We start from the raw sequence: 23,739 nt of genomic DNA, 5'->3' as shown, positions 1-23,739 counted from the left end.
CTCTCACCAAAAAGTCACCGGGATGTAAGCAGAAAGTTCTATTCTATGGGTAAGCCATAGGAAAGGAGACTCACAGAATGGAGTTCTTAAAAATCGAAAATCTCTGCAAGGTTTACGGGAAAGGTGACAGTCAGGTTACCGCACTGGATCATGTTTCTCTTACCATTGAAAAAGGGGGATTTACAGCTATTATCGGTTCCTCCGGTTCCGGTAAATCCACATTGCTTCATATCATTGGGGGTGTGGATGTACCCACAAGCGGTAAGATATATTTAGATGGACAGGATGTATACGCCCAGAACAATGAAAAACTGGCTATCTTCCGCAGGCGTCAGGTAGGTCTGATTTATCAGTTTCATAACCTCATTCCTACACTCAATGTGGTGGAGAACATTACACTGCCTGTCCTGATGGATAAACGGTCTGTCAATGAGGAGCGGCTCCATGACCTTCTTCATATGCTTGGACTATGGGACCGCAAAAACCATTTACCCAATCAGCTGTCTGGCGGGCAGCAGCAGCGGGTTTCCATCGGACGCGCCCTGATGAATGCCCCGGCTGTCATGCTTGCCGACGAACCCACCGGCAGTCTGGACAGCCGCAATGGGCATGAAATTATAAAACTGCTGAAAGAAAGCAATAAAAAGTATGGGCAGACATTGATACTTGTCACACACGACGAAAATATCGCATTGCAGGCAGATCGTATTATCGGGATATCTGACGGCAAGGTAACACGGGATCAAAGGGTGGTGCAGCCATGAATATATTAAACAAAGCCACTCTGCAAAGCATGAAAAAGAACCGTACCAGAACGATTGTTACGATTATCGGAGTTGTTTTATCCACTGCCATGATTACGGGAGTCGCCGCCTTTAGCACTTCTCTTCTTCAATTTCTCATAAGAAGTTCCATTGTAAAACATGGAAACTGGCATGTTGAATTTTCTGATGTAGATTCTACTTTTATACAGGAACGGGCTGACGATAAAGAAATTAGCGGCATTGCAACAGTGGAAAATATGGGTTACGCTGTGCTGAAAGGAGCAAAGACTCCGGAAAAGCCCTATCTTTTTATTGCAGGATTCAGTGACCAGGCATTTCATACGTTACCCATAAACCTGATCTCCGGCAGACTTCCCGAAAACAGCGGAGAGGTTCTGGTTCCGGCACACGTTGCTGAAAAAGGAGGTGTCCGGTTCCGGGTTGGGGATAGGATTTCCCTTGAAATAGGAGACCGCGTGGATGGAAGCAGGAATCTCAGCCAGCACACCCCCTATCATTCAGGAACTGGGGGAGAAACCCTGGTGCCCAGATCAAAGAAAACCTATCGGGTTGTGGGAATCTGCCAGCGTCCGGGATTCGAAGAGCATTCCGCTCCGGGATACACCCTGATAACGAAAGCAGACGGCAAAGAGAACACAGACAGATTCAGCCTGTTTGTAACACTGAAAAACCCGCGCCAAGTGAAAGCTTATGTAAGCGACAAAGCCGGAAAACAAGATTACTTATTAAATGATTATATTCTGCGTTTCATGGGCATATCGGAAAACCGGCTGATCATCACACTTCTATATACAGTTGGGGGAATTCTGGTTGCTATTATAATGACTGGATCGGTTCTTCTTATCTATAACTCCTTTCAAATCTCCCTGAATGAACGTACACACCAGTTTGGGATTTTTGCGTCGGTGGGGGCAACTGAAAAACAACTTCGAAATTCAGTTCTCTTTGAAGGTCTTTGCATCGGTGCCGTCGGTATTCCCATTGGCATTCTTACAGGAATTGGCAGTATTGGTTTGATCCTTCCCATTGTCGCAGGGAAATTTAAAAATATCCTTTACAGCACTGTACCTCTGACCTTGTGGGTATCCGCTGCTTCAATCGCTGCCTCCGCTGCTGTCAGTCTGATAACCATCCTGATTTCAGCCTATATTCCAGCGAGAAAAGCGGCAGGATCTTCCGTAATGGAGAATATTCTTCAGACGAATGAGGTGAAAATCCATTCAAAAGATGTAAAAATATCAAAACTATCCAGTCGCATTTACGGACTGGAAGGTACTCTGGCTCTCAAAAATTTCAAAAGGAACAAAAAACGCTATCGCAGCATTGTGCTTTCTCTTGTTCTAAGCGTCGTACTATTCGTATCAGGCAATGCCTTTGGATCAACTCTGAAACGTCTTCTGCAGCAGTTTATGGTGGATGTTGACTATGACATTCTGTTTGACGTTCAGGAAATGAATGACAGCGAAATGCTTCCCCTTTACAACAGACTAAAGACTGCTGACGGTGTTTATGAAAGCACCTATCAGGTCATCTGCCCTTATTCCTGCACTGTCAGAGCTGGTGATCTTTCGGATCAGTACCGTCAATATAAAGGTTATACCAATCCAGATGAAATGGTTCATATTCCATTGGATCTTCAGTTCATCGCAGACAGCAAATATCTGGATTTTATTCACCAGTCAGGTTTATCCGAAGAAGAATATACCGGACCAAACGGGAAAATGATCGCCATTGCAAAACAGCGGAATGTCAGATCAAACCAACCAGATGAGGTGTTTGATCTTTTTACAAGCCGTTCCATGATCCTTCCGATTACCGCCGGCACAGAAGGTAACCAGAAAACAGAACAGAATCTGGATATAGACACTACGTTTGTTGATACCTACCCCATTGATCCGCCACCAAAACAATCATCTCAGTCTCAAAAAGATTTCTGTGTTTTTATGGTGATAGCGCCTTATTCACTTAAAGAGAAATTTATAATCCCGGATAGTCCATTAGCCATAGGCATGAACTTTCAATCGAAGACTCCCTCACAGTCAGTGGCGGAAATGGAAACAATTATACAAAGTGAGGGAATTACGTCTCAATACCATTTATACAATGCATATGAAATACTTGAGCAATTTCACAGCCTTACATTTGTCACGGACGTATTTACGTATGTTTTTGTCATTATGATTTCACTGATAGCCATAGCCAATGTGTTCAACACTATCTCCACAAATATCAGGCTGCGCAGACGGGAACTGGCCATGCTGCGCTCAATTGGAATGTCAGAGCGGTCTTTTAATAAAATGATGGTATTTGAATGCATCTTTTATGGCATACGGGCCCTTTTACTGGGACTTCCAATGGCTGGATTTCTATCCTGGCTGATTTACAAAGGATTTGTAATCGCAGAACGGACGGAGAATTTTAAGTTTGTATTTCCTTTCAGCAGTATGGTAATCAGTGCATTTAGCGTACTCTTTATCGTATTCCTTACTATGTTATATGCCATAGGGAAGATAAAAAAAGAGAACATTATTGATGCACTTCGAAATGATATGACTTAATAGATTATATAAGGATACCCTCTGTTGACCATTTGAAGAATATATTGATTGTGAATACGTTAGATGGTATTCTATACATGAAGTTTAATAATCATAGTCATAGGAGGGTAAAGGTATGGAATGTAGTATTCGCAAGTGGAAAACAGAGGACTCGACAGCCCTTGCAGAAGTTTTGAATAACAAAAAAATTCTTGATAATCTAAGAGATTTGCCATATCCATACACGGAAAAAGATGCTGAAGATTTCATTCAAGCAACGCTCCAGGCTGATGAAAATAAAACCTATATCTTTGCAATCACTGTTGAAGATATTCCAATTGGAAGTATCGGGGTATACCGCAAAGATAATATCCACAGTCAGACTGCGGAACTGGGTTATTATATTGCAGAGAGTTTTTGGGGACGAGGAGTTGGAACCAACGCGGTTAAGCAAACCTGTAAATACATTTTTGAACATACCGATATCATACGAATTTTTGCAGAGCCCTTTGCTTACAATACTGCATCCTGCCGAATTCTTGAAAAAAACGGATTTTTATGTGAAGGTGTGCTTAGAAGCAATGCTGTTAAAAACGGGCAGATTATTGATATGAAAATGTATTCTCTAATCAGACCCTGATTACAGGTTGTTTCCATTGAATGGGTTAAATAATCAGGGAGTGTTGCAAATCTGCAACACTCCCTCTGTCTCTCTTCTATCAGATCAATCATGGATTTATAAGCTTTTTACAGCTTCTCTTTTAAATATCTCCATAAACTCCTCTCCGCTAATGGTTTCCCGTTCCAACAGATATTCAGCTATTTCATGGAGCTTGTTCAGATTGCTCTTTAGTATCTCATAAGCCTTCTGGTGCTGCTGCCGCACAATTCCAATCACCGCTTCATCAATCCGCTTTGCAGTGTCTGGGGAACAGGCAAGAGATGTGTCACCGCCAAGATACTGGTTGGTTACTGTCTCAAGTGCAACCATATCAAATTCATCGGTCATACCGTAACGGGTGACCATCGCCCTGGCTATTCTTGTGGCCTGTTCAATGTCGTTGGATGCACCACTTGTAACTGTCTGGAAAATCAGCTCCTCTGCTGCCCTTCCTCCGGTAAATGTAGCAATTTTATTAAGCGCGGCTTCCTTTGTCAGCAGATGGCGTTCTTCTTCATCAACCTGCATGGTATATCCAAGAGCTCCAGATGTTCTGGGAATAATAGTAATCTTATGCACAGGTGCAGAGTGGGTCTGGGACGCGGCAACCAGGGCATGCCCTACTTCGTGGTAAGCTATGATCTTCTTTTCTTCCACATTGACGGAGGCATCCTTTTTCTGATATCCGGCAATAACCACTTCCACACTTTCTTCTAAATCGATCTGAGTCACTGTTTTTCTTCCCATACGCACGGCTCTTAATGCAGCCTCATTAATCATATTGGCCAGTTCCGCTCCGCTTGCCCCTGAAGTTGCAAGTGCAATTGCGTGAAAATCCACGTCATCAGACAGCTTTACATTTTTTCCATGTACCTTTAAAATGGCTTCCCTGCCATTTAAATCCGGCAATTCAACCGGGATCCGGCGGTCAAAACGGCCGGGACGTAACAGTGCTTTGTCTAAGGAATCTGGACGGTTGGTAGCTGCCAGAATCACAACTCCTTTTTTACCGTCAAATCCATCCATCTCAGCCAGAAGCTGATTTAAGGTCTGTTCTCTCTCATCGTTGCCGGAGAATCCACCGCCGTCACGCTTCTTTCCAATGGTATCAATCTCATCAATAAATACGATACAGGGAGCCTTTTCATTGGCCTGTTTAAATAAATCCCTGACTTTCGCAGCACCCATACCTACAAACATCTCCACAAATTCAGAACCGGATATGGAGAAAAACGGAACATGGGCTTCTCCTGCTACCGCTTTGGCAAGAAGGGTCTTACCGGTTCCGGGAGGGCCCACAAGCAGGGCTCCTTTTGGAAGTGAGGCTCCGATGGAGGCATATTTACCTGGATTATGAAGAAAATCTACAATTTCCTTTAATGCATCCTTGGCTTCTTCCTGTCCTGCTACATCAGTGAAATTCTTTCCGGTTTCAGATTCTGCATAAATCTTCGGATTGGACTTACCAAATGACATGGTATTTCCACCCATCTTCTTCTGCATCTGTCCGGATAAAAAGTTACCCAGAAATACAAAAATCAGAATGGGAACGATCCAGGTTAAGAGAATGGAAATTAAGGGCGACATCTGCTGTACAATGGTTTTTTCAAACTCAACATTATGGGAAATCAGCCGTTCTGTCAAAGTCTCATCCGGCCAGATACCTGTCTTGTAAACAGCGTAGACCGGTTTTCCTTCCCAGTCCTTCTTTCCTGTATCAGATTTAAACTGAATCTCCGTTTCCGTTTTGGCAACTGCCTGAATCTTGCCCTGATCCACCATCTCTAAAAAGGTACTGTAGGGGACCTCCGTCACAGCTTTCGACTGAAGCCACGGTACAGCCAGGGCATTAAATATAATCATCAGGACCAATACAATCATGTAATAATAAATAAATGGTTTTTTATGGTTCTTTCCAGAACCTCCATCATCTTTTAATCCCATCTTGCTCCTCCTTTTTCCTTTGAATCCGGTTTAACACCGATTCTGTAAACATACCTGCCTGGTCTAAATCTTCTTTATTGGGATGGAGCATGGCATCTTCATATGCTAAAATCATCTCCCTGATCTGGGGAGTATTAAGCTGAGCCTGCATCTGTCTGCATTTCTCCAGTACTTTTGGTCCCATCTTACCTCCGCATAAATAGCAGCCAAGGTATTCATTATCTTCCGGCAGAAAAACAGAAACCTGATTTTCCACCTGCTTTAAATATTCTTTATTTTCAAATATTCCGCAGGTACCAAACAAAGCGATCTGTTTGCCATGGAGGTCGGAGAGGAAATCAATTACTTCTGTTGTACAAATTCCCCTGTTGTTCCAGAATCCTACAAAATACGTATCTGCTTCTTCTCCATGGTATTCCTCCAGATTAACAATATCCTTCGATTTACCCGGAAGCGCTTCGAATATCTTCATGGCTACCTTCTGAGTATTTCCGGTTTTACTTGTATACACAACTAAATAGTCCATATATTTCGCCTCCTCTACCAATAAAATATACCAAATCAAAACATTTATCAATAGATTCAAGTAAATGTTAATACAATTTATGGTTCTTTTAGAATTTATACTTCTTCTTTTATAACAATAAAAAAAGAGGATGGTACAGATAAATTTCTGCAACATCCTCAATGGATTTCTGATTATAAATTTGCCGCCGCTTCTTTCATAATTCTCTTCGTCTGTTCAATATCTTCCTGGGAATGAGCTGCTGACAAAAACAGAATTTCAAACTGGGAAGGAGCTGTGTAGATGCCATGCTCAAGGAGATAGTGAAAATACTTTGCATACTTCCGGGTATCGGATTTTAAAGCAGACTCAAAATCCACCACCGGATGCTCAGCAAAAAATACGCTGAATAAGGACCCTGCCTGGTTCACCTGTGCGTCTGGAAGAACCTCCTTTAAAGTCTGCACCAGGGCATCCGCTTTTTTCTCCAGGGAGGAATAAATATCCGTCCTGTCCATCAGAGCTTTTATTGTTGCAATTCCTGCCGCAGTTGCAATGGGGTTCCCGGATAATGTTCCAGCCTGATAAACTTTCCCAAGAGGCGATACAACTTCCATGATTTCTCTGCGTCCGCCGTAGACACCCATGGGCATGCCGCCTCCTGCAATCTTACCAAGAGTGGTCAGATCCGGTTTTACCTGATAATATTCCTGAGCTCCCCCAAGAGCCATACGAAAACCTGTGATTACCTCATCAAAGATTAAAAGGGCTCCATACCTGGTTGTAATGTCTCTTAAAAACGCAAGGAAGCCTGGTTTTGGAGCTACCAGTCCCATATTTGCTGCCACAGGTTCTACCACAATGGCTGCAATCTCTCCGGGATACTGACGAAACAGTTCTTCCACTGTATCTTCCTGATTATAACCGGCTAACAGCGTGTGTTTCGTATAGGATTCAGGCACTCCAGCGCTGTCCGGTGCGCTGCCTGTCAGAGCTCCGGAACCCGCCTTTACTAAAAGACCGTCAGAATGTCCGTGATAGCAGCCCTTAAATTTAATAATTTTATCTCTCCCTGTAAAGCCTCTTGCTGCGCGGATGGCACTCATGACAGCTTCCGTTCCGGAGCTGACCATTCGCATCATTTCCATGGAGGGAATACATTCTGTAATCAGTTTTCCAAGTTCCAGCTCTCTTCTCGTAGGTGCACCATAGGATAAGCCGGAAAGGCATGCCTCTCTCACCGCTTCTACCACTGGCTGATATCCATGTCCCAGAATACAGGGTCCCCAGGAATTCACATAATCAATGTATTCGTTCCCATCTTCATCATAGATACGGGATCCTTCCGCTTTTTTTATAAATACAGGAACTCCCCCCACAGAGCCAAACGCTCTTACAGGGCTGTTGACCCCGCCTGGGAAATAGTTTCCGGATTCTTCAAATAGTTTTTTTGACTCTTCTGTGTTCATTATAATTTACTCCTTTTCTTTACACCAGTCCTGACAAATGATTTCTGCCAGCCCTGATACGCTGTAAACCGGTGCAATTAAATCAGCTTCTCTTCCATACCGGGAAAGTGCTTTTGCTGTGATATCACCGATGCAGACTACCTTTAAACCGGAAAGCAGACCGAGGATTTTCTCTCTTTCCCCCTGAAAAAATGCATCTACGCCGGAAGCACTGGCAAAAGTCAGATAATGAAGAGGGGGCAATACATTCTCCAGTCCATCCTGTTCCCTTTTTTTTAACGCCACATCATATAAAACAATATCATCGTAACAGAACCCTGACTCGTCAAGAACCCTGTTCAGTTCCGGCGACCCGCCCGATGATCTGGGTATGAGCAGCCGGTCTTCTTTTGACAGCAGGGTTTTTAAACCATTGGCAAGATCTGTTACCTGATAGCGTTCAGGAATATAATCGGCATGAAAGCCAAACTTAACCAGTTCATTTTCCGTGCCTTTTCCTACCACTGCAAATCTTATGGATCCCAGTGAGCGCAAATCATAACCGCCTTCGAAAAGACCGGTGAAAAATTCTCTTACTGCATTGGCGCTGGTAAATATAAGCCAGGAGTAGGTTTTTAGCCTTTGATATGCTTCATTCATGGCTTCCCCTGACCGATCAGAGTCTATGGATAAAGTCAATACACTGTCTGTCATTCCTCCAAGCTCTGCAAGTTCCTGATGAAGTCTTCCGGTAAATGATTCAGTTCCGGTAATACCAATCCTGCATCCCTTCAGAGGCAGATTCAGGGTAGAAGAAAAATCCAGGGCTGCCACGTCTCCTGCCACAATGATGGCAGGACTTTTAATCTCTGCCTGTTTTGCTCTGCTCTCAATATCGTTCAAAGTCCCACGGATGATTCTCTGCTCCGGAAGGGTTCCGTTTTCAATCACAGCAGCTGGTGTATCTTCCGGCTTTCCATTTTTAATAAGACCATTAGCAATCAGGGAAAGATTGGAAAGTCCCATTAAAAAAACCAGAGTTCCGGAGAGTTTGGCAAAGGAATCGAAATCAGGCGGAAGGGTTCCATTCTCAGAGAGGGTATGTCCTGTCATTACATGAAAGCTGCGGCTCACTGCCCTGTGAGTCACCGGAATTCCTGCCATGGAAAGCGCTGCCACTGCAGAGGTTACCCCAGGTACTACTTCAAAGGGGATTCCTGCCTCAGTCAGCGCCATGACCTCTTCTCCACCCCGTCCAAAAACAAAGGGATCTCCTCCCTTTAAACGAACCACATTTAACCCTTCCCCTGCCAGCTCCACTAAGAGCCGGTTAATCTCTTCCTGCTTCATGGAATGGGCGCCTGCCCGCTTTCCTACATAGATCTTTCTGCAATGGTCCGGTACCTCATCGAGGAAATAATCCGAAGCAAGGGAGTCATAAACCAGCGCATCGCAGCTGCCAAGCCGCTTCAATCCTTTTTGGGTGATGAGACCGGGATCCCCCGGCCCAGCACCGACTAAGTATACCACTCCATTTTTCTTCATGACATCCTCCATTTTTAATTAAAGTGTCTTTGCAGCTTCTTCCGCCAGGCTGTCCAGTTCCTCTGTTTTACCCTTAAGATGGATTCTTTTTATCTGGCTGTCTCTGCTTCTGATTCCAAAGACCTCAAACTGTCCTTCCTCGATGCGGGAATAGACCCCCACCGGCTCATGACATCCTGCATTTAATAGCTTTAATATCTTTCGTTCCAGAGTTAGACATAGCCTGGCTTCTTTATTTTCAATTGGCCATATCTCCGGCCAGTTTTCCATTCCAATTCTTCCTTCTACCGCCAGTATTCCCTGTCCTCCGGCGGGAATCATGGTCTCACAGTCGAAGTAATGGTAATCAAAGGCTGGATCTGACTGAATATTCAGACGGTTCAATCCTGCTGCTGCAAGAATGATTCCATCAAAATCCCCATCAGCCAGCCGTTTTAAACGTGTCTGCACATTCCCTCTTAAATTCTCACAGCGGACCGGAATTTCTTTCCATAAGGTTCTTCCGATCTCTTCGATCTGAATCCTTCTTCTTAAGCTGGAAGTGCCAATCACAATCTCTTCCCTTTTATTTAGGTCAGTGCCTTTTAAGGTTATGAGTACATCTCTTGGATCCTCACGGGCGGGGACTGCCACAATTCCAAGACCTCCTTTTAGATCCATGGGAAGATCCTTTGCGCTATGGACAGCTAAATCAATCTCTCCCCGTAAAATTGCATCTTCAAACTCTGTTACAAACACTCCTTTTCCGCCAAACTCCAAAAGCGGCTTATTGAGAATCCGGTCTCCTTCTGTCTGCCTTTTCATCAGCTGCACGGTAAGTCCGGGAGTAACCTTTATCAAAGCATCGGAGACCAGCTGGGTCTGTGCCACAGCAAGTGCACTTTTTCTGGTTCCAATGCGTATTGTATCAATCTTCATGTTCCCCAAGTTTCCTTTCTATCAGCTCTATGGCCTGTTCTCTGGTAAATACTCCGCCCTGCCTGATTCCTTCTTTTACCATAATTTTAAAGATCTCAGTCCGGACCGGAAGGTAAGGTACTCTTTCCTTTACCAGTTCCCGGTAGGTACCAAGCTGGCCAGCCAGCATACCAAATCCTTTGGGAATTGCTTCTTTAAAGCGTTTTTTTAAATACTGGGCAATGGTGGGAGAACTGCCTCCTGTGGATATTCCCACAACGATATCCTCTTCTTTAATCAGTGCAGGGAATATAAAACTGCATTCTTCCTGTACATCCACCACATTCACTGGAATTTTCTGCTGTCTGCAGATGACAGATATGTGCCTGTTCAGTTCTTCGTCTGATGTTGCGGCAATTACAAAATCGGCCTGTTCAATATCCGTATCTTCAAAGCCCCGCCTGATGAGAGTCATGGTCTTATCACATTCGGCAGCAAGTTGTTCCATCTGAGGAATCATCTCGAAACCAACCACCGTAATTTCAGGTCCGAAGTCCTTTAACACAAGTGCTTTTCTGTAAGCAACCATTCCACCGCCTACTATCAGGCACGTTTTCCCTTCAAGCTCTACAAAAAACGGAAAATAAGCCATTGTCACTCCTCTCTCATCCAGTCCTTTAACCCATCTAAAGTCCGAAGCACAACCTTTAAGTCCTCACTGGTAACATGATCCCGGATGCGGTATAAAAGGGTATCAAGCCGCTTGCCGGACAACGCTTCTTTTAATTCATCCATTTGGGAAATATAAGGATGAAACAAAATTTCCTTTAATGCCCCGTCAAGTTCTTCTTCCATAATCTCTCTGGCGCAGTCCAGTTCTTTCAGCTTAATCTGGGTATTGTTCTTAGATAGTGTTTCAAAATAGTCAATATCATATAATGTAAGTCCGGGATACTCTCTGATCTCAGGGTCCATATCAACAGGTACGGCTACATCAATAAAAAGCCGTTTCTTATCCGAATTCATACATTTTTCCAGTTCTTCTCTGGTTATGGTATAGTGAGGTCCTAAAGTTGCACTGATCACCACATCCATATCATTCATATATTGGTAGCGTTCTTTGTAATCCACTTCCCTGATCCGGTCGCTGTCCACCTTTAATAGCAGATCTGAGGAGTGGGTTCTAACTGTTCCTGTTACACGGATGCCGGGCTTACTTAGCAGATTCTTGGTTATGGTTCCCCCCATTTTCCCAGTCATTCCAATTACCATAACATCTTTATACTCTCCCTCATTGTTGAAATGAAATACTTCATTTGCCACAAGAGTTGCAATGGAAAGAGGGGTTCTGGATAGTCTGGTATCTGTTTTAATCCGCTTTGCCGCAGCCATCGCTTTCTGAAACAGCACATTCAGTTCGTAATCCGCAGCTCCTGATTCTTTGGAATACTGATAAGCTTCCCGAACCTGTCCCAGAATCTCATCTTCCCCTAAAACCATGGAATCGAAACCACAGGCAACCTTAAATAAATGCCGGATGGCACTCTCTTCCTGATAGACATTTAAATATTTAATTAATTCTCCCAGACGAACGTCTTTTATACCGGCGGCTTCCCTCTGGAGTTCTCCAATGGCATATTTTGATCCGGAAACATAGATCTCACTGCGGTTACAGGTGCAAAGCACGACGACGCCTGTTATGGAGTCCTTACTCATCAGTCTTTCTATTAATTCAGCCTTTTCTTTGGTGCTGAAGGCTAATTTTTCTCTGATATTTACCGGAGCCATTTTGTAACTCACACTCATACAATACATGTTCTTTCCAGCTTTCTTCTCTAAACCTCGTAATCAAAACCACCTTCCTATTCTACCACAACCCCAAACTGAGGGCAATGGAGTGTTAAAACTCCAATTGCATTTTTTCAGATGCCATGTATAATAAGAGAAATACTTTTGAATGGGGGAATAATCAGATGCAGATAAGAACAGTCACACCAGAAGACTCTGAACTTCTGGTAAAAATGCTGAAACAGCTGGATACGGAAACCAGTTTCATGATGTATGAACCTGGAGAACGGACTGCAACAGCCGATGATATGAAGCATAGAATTGAGCAGTGGGAAAGATCCGGGTCCCTTTTTCTATTACTGGAAAACGAAGGGGAATTAGCCGGTTTTATTTCTGCTTTAAGGGGAGAACCGCGAAGGATCCGCCACAGTGCCTATCTGGTTATAGGAATCTTAAAAGACTACAGAGGTCACGGATACGGGACAATGCTTTTTCAAAAAATGGAACAATGGGCCAGCGAAAATGGCATAACAAGACTGGAACTGACCGTTATGGCTGAAAATGAACAGGCACGCCATTTGTATGAAAAAATGGGATTTATCATAGAAGGGAAAAAAGAACGTTCCATGATTGTAGATGGCAGATCGGTTGATGAATATTATATGGCAAAACTTTTGTAATAAAAAATCCCCCTGATTGGAAAAACGCAGATAAAAAAGCGATTTTTTTATAATCAGGGGGATTTTTATTACTATTTACTTATCTGTTATTCTGTTTTCATAACTCCATTTTCATCTACATCATGTCCGTCAATTCTAGTGCCTATTGCAAGGATACCATCGGCATAGAAGTAATATTTCTTACCATTTGTATCCAGCCAACCAGTATATGCTTTTCCATCCTCATAGTAGAGATTCTGGCCGCCATCATTGCGTGCCCAGCCCTGTGCACTGGAAGGATCTATGGTGAGCTTTGCCAGACGATAAAGCATCATGCTGGCTTGAGCCCGGGTGACGTTGTTCTTTGGATTAAAGTTATTATTCTTTTCGCCCATTATCACGCCCACCTGCTGCATGGAAGTAACAGCTTTTTTGTATACACTGTCAATGCCTGCGTTATCATCATAGTTAATTGCATCTCTGGTAATGGATAGCGGACAACTCATGACTGCTTTCGTATAATTTTGTAAAATAAGAGCCATTTCCTCTCTGGTTACAGGCTGATCTGGTAAAAACTCTCCGTTTCCAGAAGCTTTTATAATACCTTTTTTATTCGCCCAGTCTGCGTAAGATGCTGCATTGTTGTCAGAACTTACATCTGTAAAACTGTTGGCCTGATAAAGTCCTGGGTCGACATTTGCCAGCCTGCCAAGTGCTGTGACAAGGATTCCACGGGTAATGTTATCATCCGGTGAAAATACGGTGTCAGAGGTACCGGTAATCAGTCCCCGTCCGTCCGCATAATCCATTGCTTCTTTTGCCCAATGAGCGGAGATGTCAGTGAAACGATTGCCCTGGGTATAGCCCACTCCGCCTGCCTGGAACTGATTGGAGGTAAAGATTATACTCTTTGTATTAGCGTCATATGCAGAGTTTGTAATACGGGCTGCATTTCCCTGTTCGTCAACCGATACTGCGTAAAGATATCCTGAATCTTCTTTGTCCGGAGTGTATGGAATTGAGTAAATGGCACTTCCATTTCCAATTGATTTAATCTCCATATGATTGCCGTCTTTGTTATATCCGGCTGTTACGCGGTATACTGGTCTGTTCATAATAATTGTCTGGGCGTTGCGGTCACGTCTGGTTTCGGGAGTCATGGTAATGGTAACGTCTCCCGTACTCTGGACACGTAGATTTCTCAGTGCCTCCAAATCCAGATTTAAGGCTATCATACCGCTCCTTAGCTCAAACTGTCTGATGTATTTCTCTGTCAGGATCTTTAATATGTACTGTGGGATAACAAATCCAACAACCTTCTGATCTCCTAAATCTTTTACAGTCAGAGAAATACCGATACCGTTTGCTGTCTTTCCTTTTGCTTTTGCTTCTTCCCATGCCCTGGTTGCAGCATCTAAAACAGCTTTTTCTGTAATTGCTGCATAAGCCTCTCCATTCTCTGAATGAGTAACTGAAATATCTTCCCTACCCATAACCGGCTGGCCTGGCCATCTGCTGCAAACTGCTTTTGATGTTTCTGAATTGCTGTCACTTCCTGGGTTTCCTCCTGTGCCGCTCTCAGTGTAACTGATTGCATAGGTTGAAAAGCTCTTAGTATAAATGGTAATTGTATCTGTTGCTGCGACAAAATATTCTCCGTTTTCATCCGGACTGCCGTTTTGAAGGGTCTGTGGGATTCCATTATGAACCCTGTGTACTTTTATCCCTGATTTTCCTCTCAGATTTTCAGGCATTGGAAATACGATTTCAATAATCTCAGGCAGATTTCCCAGCCTCTCGGGTGTACCTGGTATGCTGTTTTCTGTCCGTGTTTTAAATGCGGACAGGTCCAGGTAGAGCCCTATGGTACTTCCACCGGCCGTATTTAATATCTTATCTGCATCATCTTTAATTTCTTCTTTTTGTTTTAGATCTGCCACCAGTTTGATTTCCACTTTGTTGCCGGAAATCTGTGCAAAATCCTTATCTTCCTGGGTAAATTGTTCCTCTAAGTTACCCACCACAATATCAGGAGTTCCGGCTTTTACTTCTACAATACTGTTGGTCGTACCTGACGGCATTTTAATCGGTTCGCTCAGTACATAATCTTCATTGTCAACCACAACGAGAACTGTCACAACTTTACCTTCTTTCGTTACCTGCAGATTATAGGTACCGTTTGGTATACCGTTGATTGTAAAATTACCAGTTTCGTCCGTTGAAGTGGTTCCTACCTGGCGGTTTCCTTTTTTTAATACAAGGAACGCACCGGGTACGGGATTGCCGTTTTCCTCAACTACTTTTCCAGAAACTTTAAAAGTGCCTTCCACAACTGCTTTTGGTGTTACCGGGGCAGATGGTGCAGAGTCTATTCCTGTTCCTGCCGAATTGACAGCTTTGACAGTGAAGGTGTAGGAAACTCCATTTGTCAGACCTGTTACTGTAATTGGACTGGACGATCCACTGGTTACCACGCCGCCCGGATTGGAAGTCACTATGTAAGACAGAATGGAGCTTCCACCGTTATTTGCTGGCGGATTGAAGCTTACAACTGCATTTCTATCACCGGCAACTGCTGTAACATTTAAGGGTGCCCCAGGCACAGTCAGTGTAGGTGTTTGGGTAAGGGTCACTTCTTTTACTGATCCGTCATTTCCATCTATATCTGCACTTTTACTTGCATAACCAGATGATGATACCGTCTGTGATCCTGCCGGAAGCCACAGAGAGGCTACGCCATCGTCCTTTGTTACAGCTCTGTAAGTGTATCTTCCTGGTGTTCCGTTTACTTCTGAGGAAATAACAGTCTCAGCTGCAGGGCTGACTACCGCTTTCATACGGTATACGTTATCACCGCCCTCTGCATTCATAATCGTACGGGAGGTCCCGGATTCCATTGAAATCAGATCAATATTTCCGGTAGAAATGTATATTTTTCTTCCCATTACAGAATCCCGGGTTGCGGATGCCCCCCGGCCGCCGCGAATATAGATATCTCCTGCATCTTTTGAAATGCTGACAGTTCCCCGGTCAGCATTTGATGCTTCACTGCTTCCGTAAGCACGCAGTCCAACACCACCGACTCCGGTAGTTCCGTTACCTCCTATGGCAGTAACATCAGCTCCATCACCAATATTTATTAGTCCGGTATGTGTATAAACGGCGTGGGAACCGTTGACCTGGCCATTGCCGCCTATGGCGGTTACTGAAGCCTGGGAGATGTTTATGTTACCCGAATAGCTGTACAATCCAAGAGAACTGTTTGTTTTACCGTTACCAGCAATGGCGGTTACGGTTCCTCCAGTTATATCCACATCTTTGTAATTGGTAGCAATTGCTGTTCCGGCAGGAGAATCCTGACTGTCACCGCCCATTGCTGTTACGGTTCCTCCAGATATATTTACATTCTGCTCATAAGCATATATTCCATATCCACCCAGAGCTTTTTTGCTGTATCCGCCTTCTGCAGTTACAGTTCCTCCGGTGATGTCCAATTGGCTCATTGCATCGATTCCTCTTCCGGCAGGGGTGTTTTCCGAATCACCTCCGGTTGCGGTTACCGTACCATCCTCAATGAGGATATTTCCGCCCTTGGAATGATTATTGGCAGGGAAGGAAGCCTGAATACCATGTCCAGAAGTCCAGTTACTGGCTGCGGTTGAATCTCCTCCAGTTGCTGTAACCACCGAATTCCCAATCCGGATCGTTCCCCAGCCAACTCTGATGCCGGTTCCCCCGTTATTATTCTCACCATCTCCTCCTGTTGCATTAACCGTTACGCCTCCGTCAATGGTAAGCCTGGCACCGGAATTGCTGGCATAAGTATAACCTTCCATATCAATTCCCTGACCTGCGGTAAGATTGCTGTCGGTAGTGCTGCCGCCGGTTACATTTAATGTACCACTACCAGTAATGGACAAATCCTGGTCGTGTATGGAGCGAATACCACTTCCCCAGCTGGAACCGGTTAAATTACAGGTTCCACTTACATTAATATTCATCTGATCCGTTTCGCCATCAGTTTTATTAAGGATCATTGCAGAGCTTTCCACTCCCGCTTTATCAGGCGCAGTAATCGTAAGGTCTATCAGATTCAGCGTAATATCATTATAGACTTCTATATAAGTCTTATCACAGGGAATATCATTTCCATCAATTGTCACTGTGGATAAATCCTCAGATCGGACGTCAATTCTGATAATAGCTGTGGGAGATTTTAAAATACTAAGTGTATCATTGGTTCCTGACAGTATAATTGTCTGATCTGATCCGGTCCACATATAGCTGTTGGCACCAATTTTATAATCAGGATCTGATGGCATCACCCCTACTCCGGTTACCAGGCATGTTGCATTTATCGGTCCGGAGAGGTAAGTCGTTGTCAGTGATTCTGTAGTCTGACCGCTGGTTATTCCGCTTCCGCTCCACGCATAAGCATACCCTGCAGCACCAACTCCGGCTGCTGTAATCGTAACAACGGTTCCTCTTATAACCTTTGCACCGTTGGCAATGGTTGTCCCTCCAGCAGTCGCATTAATACTGCTTCCCGTTGCTGTTCCGGCATAGGATGCCGAAAAACTGACTGTATAATAATCAAGATATACATACTTTGTTGCATTACTTATTTCAATAATCTGGTTTGTATCCTTACCGTCTACATAGACATTATATGTACCATTTGCAGCTGTGGTTTCATACGAACCAGTTCCCGTTTTAGGAACCTCAGTAGTGGTCTGTAAATTTCTTAATTCCACCGCTCCTGCCATATCGGAGAGAGTGTTATCAATATAAGTTTTTATTATTACAGGATACTTTGATCCAGCAGGTGTAACGGTAAAACTTAATTCAGTACTTCCAAGTACGTCGTTGCCGTCCAATACTGTTACAGTAGCCGTATAAATACCAACTGAAAGCCCGGTTTTTGGCGATACGTTAAAATAATCAGATTCATTTTCCCCAATGCTGGGAAGAGAGGTTTTGGTAACATTATAATCATCTTTGTTACTTCCGGTTAATACGATATCCAGAATTCCAGTGGAAACCGCTCCGTTGTTCTTAATACGTATCTGATTGGGTGCTATCGAACTATAGCCTACATCCGCAGCAATAAATGTATATGAAGATTGTCCCAGATACTCAATATCAGGTACCAGACCTGCCATCAATGCCTGAGCCGGCGTTGCTTCTTCAAACTCAAAAGGCATTGCAGCTGGTTCTGTAATTGTTTCCGGTTCTGCAAGCTCTTCCGGTTCTGCGGTTGTTTCCTGCGGTGCTTCTGTCTGTGGTTCTTCCGTCTCCGGCTCTTCTTCCGCTTCAGACGGTGTTGCTGATTCATAATCCTCATTTTGTGTGGTAAAACTTTCCGATGTCTGGCCAGGATTCCCTTCCTCTGCCACTACCGATATCGGCGTCAGACCAACGACCATGCATATTATAAGAAATATGCTTATTATTCTCCTCATCATACGTTTTCTCCCATTTTTTCTTACAGAGATACGGAGTTATGTCCGGTCCTTCTCACTGGCTTCCCTGCTTTGAAACGTGATAGAACCATTATTCATCCTTCTAGTTGTTTGGCCGCAATGTCTTGATTGATAGCTTATAATTGATCTTAGCGTTCAACTCCCTTCAAAAATAGTGTAATTTAAAAAAATCAGCAATCCTGACTAAATTTTAGCCTAGTGGTCTCTGATAATTCAACATAAAAACAAATAATTCGACATTTTTTTGTAGTATATCATATGTTTTTGGAAAATAATAGATGTAATTTTTTATACTGCAGAATATTTTTAACATTTAGATTTGTTAAGCAAAAATGTCACTGATTCAGTAACAAATCAGTGACATTTTAAGATATTTTTATAAGTTTTGAAACTATAATACCACTAAAGTACTTTACTTAAGAACAGTTTCAGCCTGTCATTCTTTGGATCAGCAAAAAATTCTCCAGGTTCGTTCTCTTCCAGGAAGTAACCGCCGTCCATAAACATAACTCTGGTCGCTACCTCTCTGGCAAATCCCATCTCATGGGTAACAACCACCATGGTCATCTTTTCTTCTGCCAGTTCCCGCATAACGGTTAACACTTCTCCTACCATTTCAGGGTCAAGTGCAGAAGTCGGTTCGTCAAACAGCATCACATCCGGATTCATACACAAAGCGCGCACAATGGCAATTCTCTGCTTTTGACCGCCGGAGAGCTGGTTAGGATAGGCATCCGCACGGTCTGCCAGACCTACCTTATGAAGAAGCTTTAAAGCCTGTTCTTTCGCTTCTTTCTCACTTTTTCCCTGCAGCTTAACCGGTGCAATTGTTAAGTTCTTTAAAATCGTCATATGAGGGAATAAGTTAAACTGCTGGAATACCATTCCCATCTTTTGACGGTGCTTGTCAATATCAGTCTTTTTATCCACGATATCTGCGCCTTCAAAAAGAATATGGCCGCCACTGGGCTCTTCCAGTCTGTTTAAGCAACGCAGGAATGTACTTTTTCCTGAACCCGAGGGTCCGATCACGCACACCACATCACCTTTGTAAATATCAACGGAAATGTCTTTTAACACTTCCATATCGCCAAATTTTTTTCCCAGATTCTGTACCTGAATCAGAGGTTTTTCCATATTATTAATGCTCACTTCTCTGCAGCCTCCTCTCCAGTACCCTTACCAGCCGTGAAAACACCATAACCATAACCAGATAAATGACTGCCACTGCAATGAGAGGCATGAATGCAGAATAGGTGCGGCTCTTAATAATATCTCCGCCTTTCGTTAAATCCTGCAGTCCTATGTAACCTGCTACTGAGGTTTCCTTTAACAGCACGATAAACTCATTGGCCAGAGTCGGAACTACATTTTTAAATGCCTGGGGCATAATAATAAACCACATGGTCTGGGCATAGTTAAAGCCCAGACTCCTTCCTGCTTCAAACTGCCCCTTTTCAATGCTGCTGATACCACTTCGGAAGATTTCAGCCACGTAGGCACCGGAGTTGATTCCGAATGCTACAACCGCAGTAAATACCTGTCCCGGATCATGAAAGGAAAAGATCACAAAATACATGATCATGAGCTGAACTACTACCGGTGTTCCGCGGATTACCGTAAGATAAACCCCGCAGATCCAGTTCAGTACTTTCAGCTTATGTGTATTTTCATAAGTAGACCGAATCACTGCAACTAAAAATCCCAGCAATATTCCGATTAAGACTGCAAAAAACGTGATTTTTAACGTATTCTGCAATCCGTCGGCAATGTATTTCCAACGGTCGTCTACGATAAAATTCTGATAGAAATCATCTCTTAGCTTTTCCCACATGGCACTCTTCCTTTATTCTTATTTTGCTGTGATGTATTTATCCACAATCTTCTGAAGTTCGCCGGAATCTTTTAATTCCTTGATTGCAGCATTCATCTTCTCTAACAGTTCTGTATTTCCTTTTTTAATAGCAATTGCGTATTCTTCTTCTGTAAATGCTTCATCAAGAATCTTTAAGCCTGCATTCTCTTTTACAAATACTTTTGCTGGTTCACGGTCAATGACTACGGCATCTATTTTTCCCTGGGTAAGAGCCATAACTGCTTCCATTCCCTTGTTATAACGATTGATATTGGCGTCTTTAATGTCACCTGCATAAATATCACCAGTTGTTCCAGTCTGAACGCCGATCTTCTTGCCGTCTAAATCTGCTGGTACTTTAATCTCACTGCCATCTTTTACAATAATAACCTGAGCTGCCTGTGCATAGGTATCAGTAAAGTCCACATTCTTTTTACGATCTTCATTTACAGTCATACCAGCAGCAGTAAAATCTGCTTTGCCGGACTGAACAGCAGGGATGAGGGAATCAAATGCCATATCCTGAATCTCCAGTTCCATGCCCATCTTATCAGCAATGGCTTTTGCGATATCTGCATCAATACCTACGATATCATTGTTATCATGATATTCGTAAGGAGGGAACTCTGCATTGGTTACCATAACAAGCTTACCGCCTGCTGCTGAGCTTTCTGCTCCTGCTTTTGTTGTTTCTTCTGCTGCTTTTGTTGTCTCAGCTCCAGCTTTTGTTGTCTCTGCTCCTGCTGCCTTTGTTGTCTCTGTTTTTGCTGTCCCGCCACATGCGGTTAATACTGCTGCCATACATAATGCTACTGCAACTGCAATTTTATTTTTCTTCATAATGATTCCTCCTCTTATACACAAATCTGCATAATTATAAAATAAGTATCAGTTATACATTATATAGCATTTTCGGAATTAATCAAGTACTTAGAAGGAAGATTGTTCAATTGCCTTGCATGTTTTTTTGCCATCCATTATAATATACCTGATTAATAATCAGGGAAGAAAGGGAACCGATATGAAGGATATCCTTATAAAAACGGCATGGCCTATGACACCGCCTGCCCCCTACTCGTTTTTTCACCTTTTTTTTGTCTCTGCAGGGCTCATTTTCGTAGTTTTTCTGTCCTATTACACCACAAGAAAAATAAAGAACAACCAGATACCCGGACTTTTATTTCTCTGCGGCATTGTACTTGCAGCCTCGGAATGCTATAAACAGTTATTCTTATATTATGTGGTGAATGACCAGACTTACAACTGGTGGTATTTTCCATTTCAGTTGTGCAGCCTTCCTATGTATTTCTGTCTGGTGCTGCCATTTGTGCCTTCTGCGGGAAAGAAGACGGTGCTCTATACTTTTATGCAGGATTTTAATCTCCTTGGCGGAATTATGGCACTGGCTGAACCGTCAGGATTATTTCATCCTTACTGGGTACTGACTATACACGGCCTGATCTGGCACCTGCTGCTGATTTATATCGGCCTGGTAATTGCCTTTTCCCGCTGTTCTGATACAACCACAAGAGGATTTATCCGGACACTGCCATTATTCTTTGTCTGTTGTATTGTAGCATCGATCATTAACCGGACAGCTAAGCCTTTGGGCCAGGCAGATATGTTTTATATTTCACCTTATTATCCATCTGCACAGATTGTATTTCATGATATTGCCATAAAATATGGAATTTCCATCGGGAATGCCCTCTATCTGGCAGTTACCTGCCTGGGTGGATTTATTTTTCACTTTATATTTGGGAAATTTCATCTTTATTCTTCCCGGCAGACTGTCTGACCAGGAGTAACATTAATTTAATCATTCATCAGGAGGAATGACACATGACTGAACCAATGACTGACAGAGCAAAGAAGGCTCTGGAAAAACACGCAGAGGGTTACAATTGCGCGCAGGCTGTTTCCTGCGTATTCTGTGATAAAACCGGTGTGGATGAAGCAACTATGTTCCGTTTCACAGAAGGTATGGGACTTGGAATGGGAGGAATGGAAGGGACATGCGGAGCCATCGGTGCTGCTGCCGTTTTGTCAGGTTTAAAAAACAGTACGGCTCAGCTTGATAAACCAAACTCCAAGAGGGTTTCTTATGAAGCCTCCAGAGCATGTCTTCAAAGCTTTAAAGAACAGAATGGAAGTGTTGTATGTAAAGATTTAAAAGGGGTTGAAACCGGAAAGGTTCTTCGCCCCTGCAACGACTGCATCGCTGATGCAGTCATGATAATTGAACAGACAATATTTAAAGAAGAATCGGAAAATTAATCCGATTCTTCTATTCTTTTATTACCGCTGTTATAATGGAGGAAGCCTTCGCTGTATATTTTACCAGCTTTCCGGATATTCGAAGTGCATAGGGCAGATCACTGCTGCTTCTGTTCAAAATAATTACTGCAATGGAATGATCCGGATTTTCCCAGGCCGTTACATCAAGGAAAGACGTATAACAGGTAGCTGCAATTCTCACTGCACCGGGCTGAATAAAATGGGTAAAATGCCAGTAATAGCGGAGTACGAACCTCTCTTCCAGTTTTTTGGTCTCTTCATGATAAAGGAATGGTGCGTCACAGTAATTTCCGGTATGATTCGGTCCTCCTTTTTCGTCAAGCAGAACGTTCCAGTCGTAAAATCCGCTCATTCCATGATTTAAATTGCCAATCATATCATGGGCCAGCCTTCCGGCATTAACGGACTGGTCTTCTTTTCCAAATTTAGAGAACTCCAGACAGCTTTCGGATAAGATCAGCTTTTTATCCGGGTATTTCTCGTGAATCAGTGACAGGGCATCAAAATGATCTCCGCTGTACCAGTGAAACGCCACGCCTGCAACCAGTTCTTCCGTCTTGTCACTCATTACTTCACAGGCTCGTTCAAATGCCCGTTCTTTATTGTGATCCCATATAAACAATTCTATATGGCTTAAATTGTTTTTCCCCATCTCCGGCACCAGGAAATCTCTGATAAAACCTCGTTCCTCGCTGGCAGAGTAAACACAGGAATCCCATGGCTGTACTGCTTTGGGTTCATTTTGTATGGAAAGTCTCTGAATGTGATAGCCCCTGTCCGTATATTCTTTGATATAACGGCATAAATATCTGGCCCACCGGCTGTAAAACTCTTTCTTCAGGGCTCCGCCTTCTTTCCGGTTTAAATTGGTTTTCATATAGGCGGGGGGAGACCACGGGGAAAGCATAATCGGCAGTTTTCGTTTGCAGTATGCCTCTGCCCGGTCCAAAAGAGGGAGAATGTACTGCTCTACATCCTGAAAACTGAAATGTTCAAAATCCTCATCCTCTTCCTTATCATCTGCTGCATACATATGGGTGGAAAAATCACAGCTGTCCACTGGAATCCGAACCATTTGGTAATTCATCTGCTCTGGTGAAAAATACTTCCCAATCAGTTCATCCTGCTGTTCTTTGCTCATTTTTGCAAATACGGATCCTGCTGCATCGGTAAACGCGCCTCCAAATCCTTCCATGGTCTGATAACCCATGTGAGGATAAAGATTAATCACCTCATTTTCCGTTCCATCATCAGGAAGAAATTCCCCATCCGTTTCTTCCTGCAAAAGCATTGCATCTCCAAACGTCAGATACTGATGTATATTCAAAGCCATA

At 43.3% G+C, this 23,739-nt stretch carries 18 protein-coding genes; 6 read left to right on the top strand and 12 right to left on the bottom strand.

Annotation, left to right across the window (positions count from 1 at the left end; genetic code table 11):
- Positions 1 to 77: 77 nt before the first annotated feature.
- The 3 genes from ACOAOT_RS02545 (at position 78) to ACOAOT_RS02535 (ending at position 3,962) form a co-directional block, all read left to right on the top strand.
- A complete protein-coding gene (locus tag ACOAOT_RS02545) occupies positions 78 to 764 on the top strand; it encodes an ABC transporter ATP-binding protein (protein WP_420215523.1) in 687 nt (228 codons plus the stop codon).
- Positions 761 to 3,343, top strand: a complete 2,583-nt coding sequence (locus ACOAOT_RS02540; RefSeq protein WP_420215522.1) for an ABC transporter permease — start codon at positions 761 to 763, stop codon at positions 3,341 to 3,343. Before ACOAOT_RS02545 ends, ACOAOT_RS02540 begins: the two co-directional genes overlap by 4 nt.
- A 115-nt stretch (positions 3,344 to 3,458) precedes the next feature.
- A complete protein-coding gene (locus ACOAOT_RS02535; protein ID WP_420215521.1) occupies positions 3,459 to 3,962 on the top strand; it encodes a GNAT family N-acetyltransferase in 504 nt (167 codons plus the stop codon).
- Positions 3,963 to 4,058: 96 nt separating this feature from the next.
- Here ACOAOT_RS02535 and ftsH read toward each other — a convergent pair whose 3' ends face one another.
- The 7 genes from ftsH to hemA all read right to left on the bottom strand — a co-directional run bounded on the left by ftsH (position 4,059) and on the right by hemA (position 12,128).
- A complete protein-coding gene (gene ftsH / locus ACOAOT_RS02530) occupies positions 4,059 to 5,927 on the bottom strand; it encodes an ATP-dependent zinc metalloprotease FtsH (RefSeq protein WP_420215520.1) in 1,869 nt (622 codons plus the stop codon).
- A complete protein-coding gene (gene bilS / locus ACOAOT_RS02525; RefSeq protein ID WP_420215519.1) occupies positions 5,911 to 6,453 on the bottom strand; it encodes a flavodoxin family protein BilS in 543 nt (180 codons plus the stop codon). The genes ftsH and bilS overlap by 17 nt, the downstream gene beginning before the upstream one ends.
- A 173-nt stretch (positions 6,454 to 6,626) precedes the next feature.
- The gene (hemL, locus tag ACOAOT_RS02520) at positions 6,627 to 7,901 is read right to left on the bottom strand and encodes a glutamate-1-semialdehyde 2,1-aminomutase (RefSeq protein WP_420215518.1); all 1,275 of its coding nucleotides are present in this window, start codon (positions 7,899 to 7,901) and stop codon (positions 6,627 to 6,629) included.
- A gap of 6 nt (positions 7,902 to 7,907) precedes the next feature.
- Entirely contained in the window at positions 7,908 to 9,425 is a 1,518-nt protein-coding gene (gene cobA / locus ACOAOT_RS02515; RefSeq protein WP_420215517.1) for a uroporphyrinogen-III C-methyltransferase, read from the bottom strand.
- Between the two features lie 18 nt (positions 9,426 to 9,443).
- Positions 9,444 to 10,343 (bottom strand): hydroxymethylbilane synthase, encoded by a 900-nt coding sequence (gene hemC, locus ACOAOT_RS02510; RefSeq protein WP_420215516.1) that lies wholly within the window; start codon positions 10,341 to 10,343, stop codon positions 9,444 to 9,446.
- Positions 10,333 to 10,974 (bottom strand): precorrin-2 dehydrogenase/sirohydrochlorin ferrochelatase family protein, encoded by a 642-nt coding sequence (locus ACOAOT_RS02505; protein WP_420215515.1) that lies wholly within the window; start codon positions 10,972 to 10,974, stop codon positions 10,333 to 10,335. Before ACOAOT_RS02505 ends, hemC begins: the two co-directional genes overlap by 11 nt.
- Before the next feature lie 2 nt (positions 10,975 to 10,976).
- A complete protein-coding gene (hemA, locus tag ACOAOT_RS02500) occupies positions 10,977 to 12,128 on the bottom strand; it encodes a glutamyl-tRNA reductase (RefSeq protein ID WP_420215514.1) in 1,152 nt (383 codons plus the stop codon).
- 167 nt (positions 12,129 to 12,295) lie between these two features.
- Between hemA and ACOAOT_RS02495 the strand changes: the two genes are divergently transcribed.
- Positions 12,296 to 12,790, top strand: coding sequence for a GNAT family N-acetyltransferase (locus ACOAOT_RS02495; protein WP_420215513.1), 495 nt, complete (start codon positions 12,296 to 12,298; stop codon positions 12,788 to 12,790).
- An 86-nt stretch (positions 12,791 to 12,876) separates the two neighbouring features.
- On the opposite strand, the gene ACOAOT_RS02490 is transcribed toward ACOAOT_RS02495, so the two are convergent.
- From ACOAOT_RS02490 to ACOAOT_RS02475, 4 genes are all read right to left on the bottom strand, one after another.
- Complete coding sequence (locus ACOAOT_RS02490; RefSeq protein WP_420215512.1) at positions 12,877 to 18,234, bottom strand: S-layer homology domain-containing protein; 5,358 nt, start codon at positions 18,232 to 18,234, stop codon at positions 12,877 to 12,879.
- Positions 18,235 to 18,654: 420 nt separating this feature from the next.
- Positions 18,655 to 19,389, bottom strand: coding sequence for an amino acid ABC transporter ATP-binding protein (locus ACOAOT_RS02485; RefSeq protein ID WP_420216640.1), 735 nt, complete (start codon positions 19,387 to 19,389; stop codon positions 18,655 to 18,657).
- Positions 19,390 to 19,393: 4 nt separating this feature from the next.
- Positions 19,394 to 20,086 carry an amino acid ABC transporter permease gene (locus ACOAOT_RS02480; protein WP_420215511.1) on the bottom strand — a complete coding sequence of 231 codons (693 nt, stop codon included), beginning with the start codon at positions 20,084 to 20,086 and terminating at the stop codon, positions 19,394 to 19,396.
- 18 nt (positions 20,087 to 20,104) lie between these two features.
- A complete protein-coding gene (locus ACOAOT_RS02475; protein WP_420215510.1) occupies positions 20,105 to 20,947 on the bottom strand; it encodes a transporter substrate-binding domain-containing protein in 843 nt (280 codons plus the stop codon).
- Between the two features lie 181 nt (positions 20,948 to 21,128).
- Between ACOAOT_RS02475 and ACOAOT_RS02470 the strand changes: the two genes are divergently transcribed.
- Complete coding sequence (locus ACOAOT_RS02470; RefSeq protein WP_420215509.1) at positions 21,129 to 21,905, top strand: TMEM164 family acyltransferase; 777 nt, start codon at positions 21,129 to 21,131, stop codon at positions 21,903 to 21,905.
- 44 nt (positions 21,906 to 21,949) lie between these two features.
- Positions 21,950 to 22,384: a C-GCAxxG-C-C family protein gene (locus ACOAOT_RS02465; protein WP_420215507.1), complete on the top strand. Its 435-nt coding sequence runs from the start codon at positions 21,950 to 21,952 to the stop codon at positions 22,382 to 22,384.
- A 10-nt stretch (positions 22,385 to 22,394) separates the two neighbouring features.
- On the opposite strand, the gene ACOAOT_RS02460 is transcribed toward ACOAOT_RS02465, so the two are convergent.
- Positions 22,395 to 23,732 carry a glycoside hydrolase family 30 protein gene (locus ACOAOT_RS02460; RefSeq protein WP_420215506.1) on the bottom strand — a complete coding sequence of 446 codons (1,338 nt, stop codon included), beginning with the start codon at positions 23,730 to 23,732 and terminating at the stop codon, positions 22,395 to 22,397.
- Positions 23,733 to 23,739 lie beyond the last annotated feature (7 nt).

Source organism: Lacrimispora struthionigena (assembly GCF_048627165.1).
Lineage (GTDB): Bacteria > Bacillota > Clostridia > Lachnospirales > Lachnospiraceae > Lacrimispora.
This window is presented reverse-complemented; position numbering and strand designations above follow the sequence as displayed.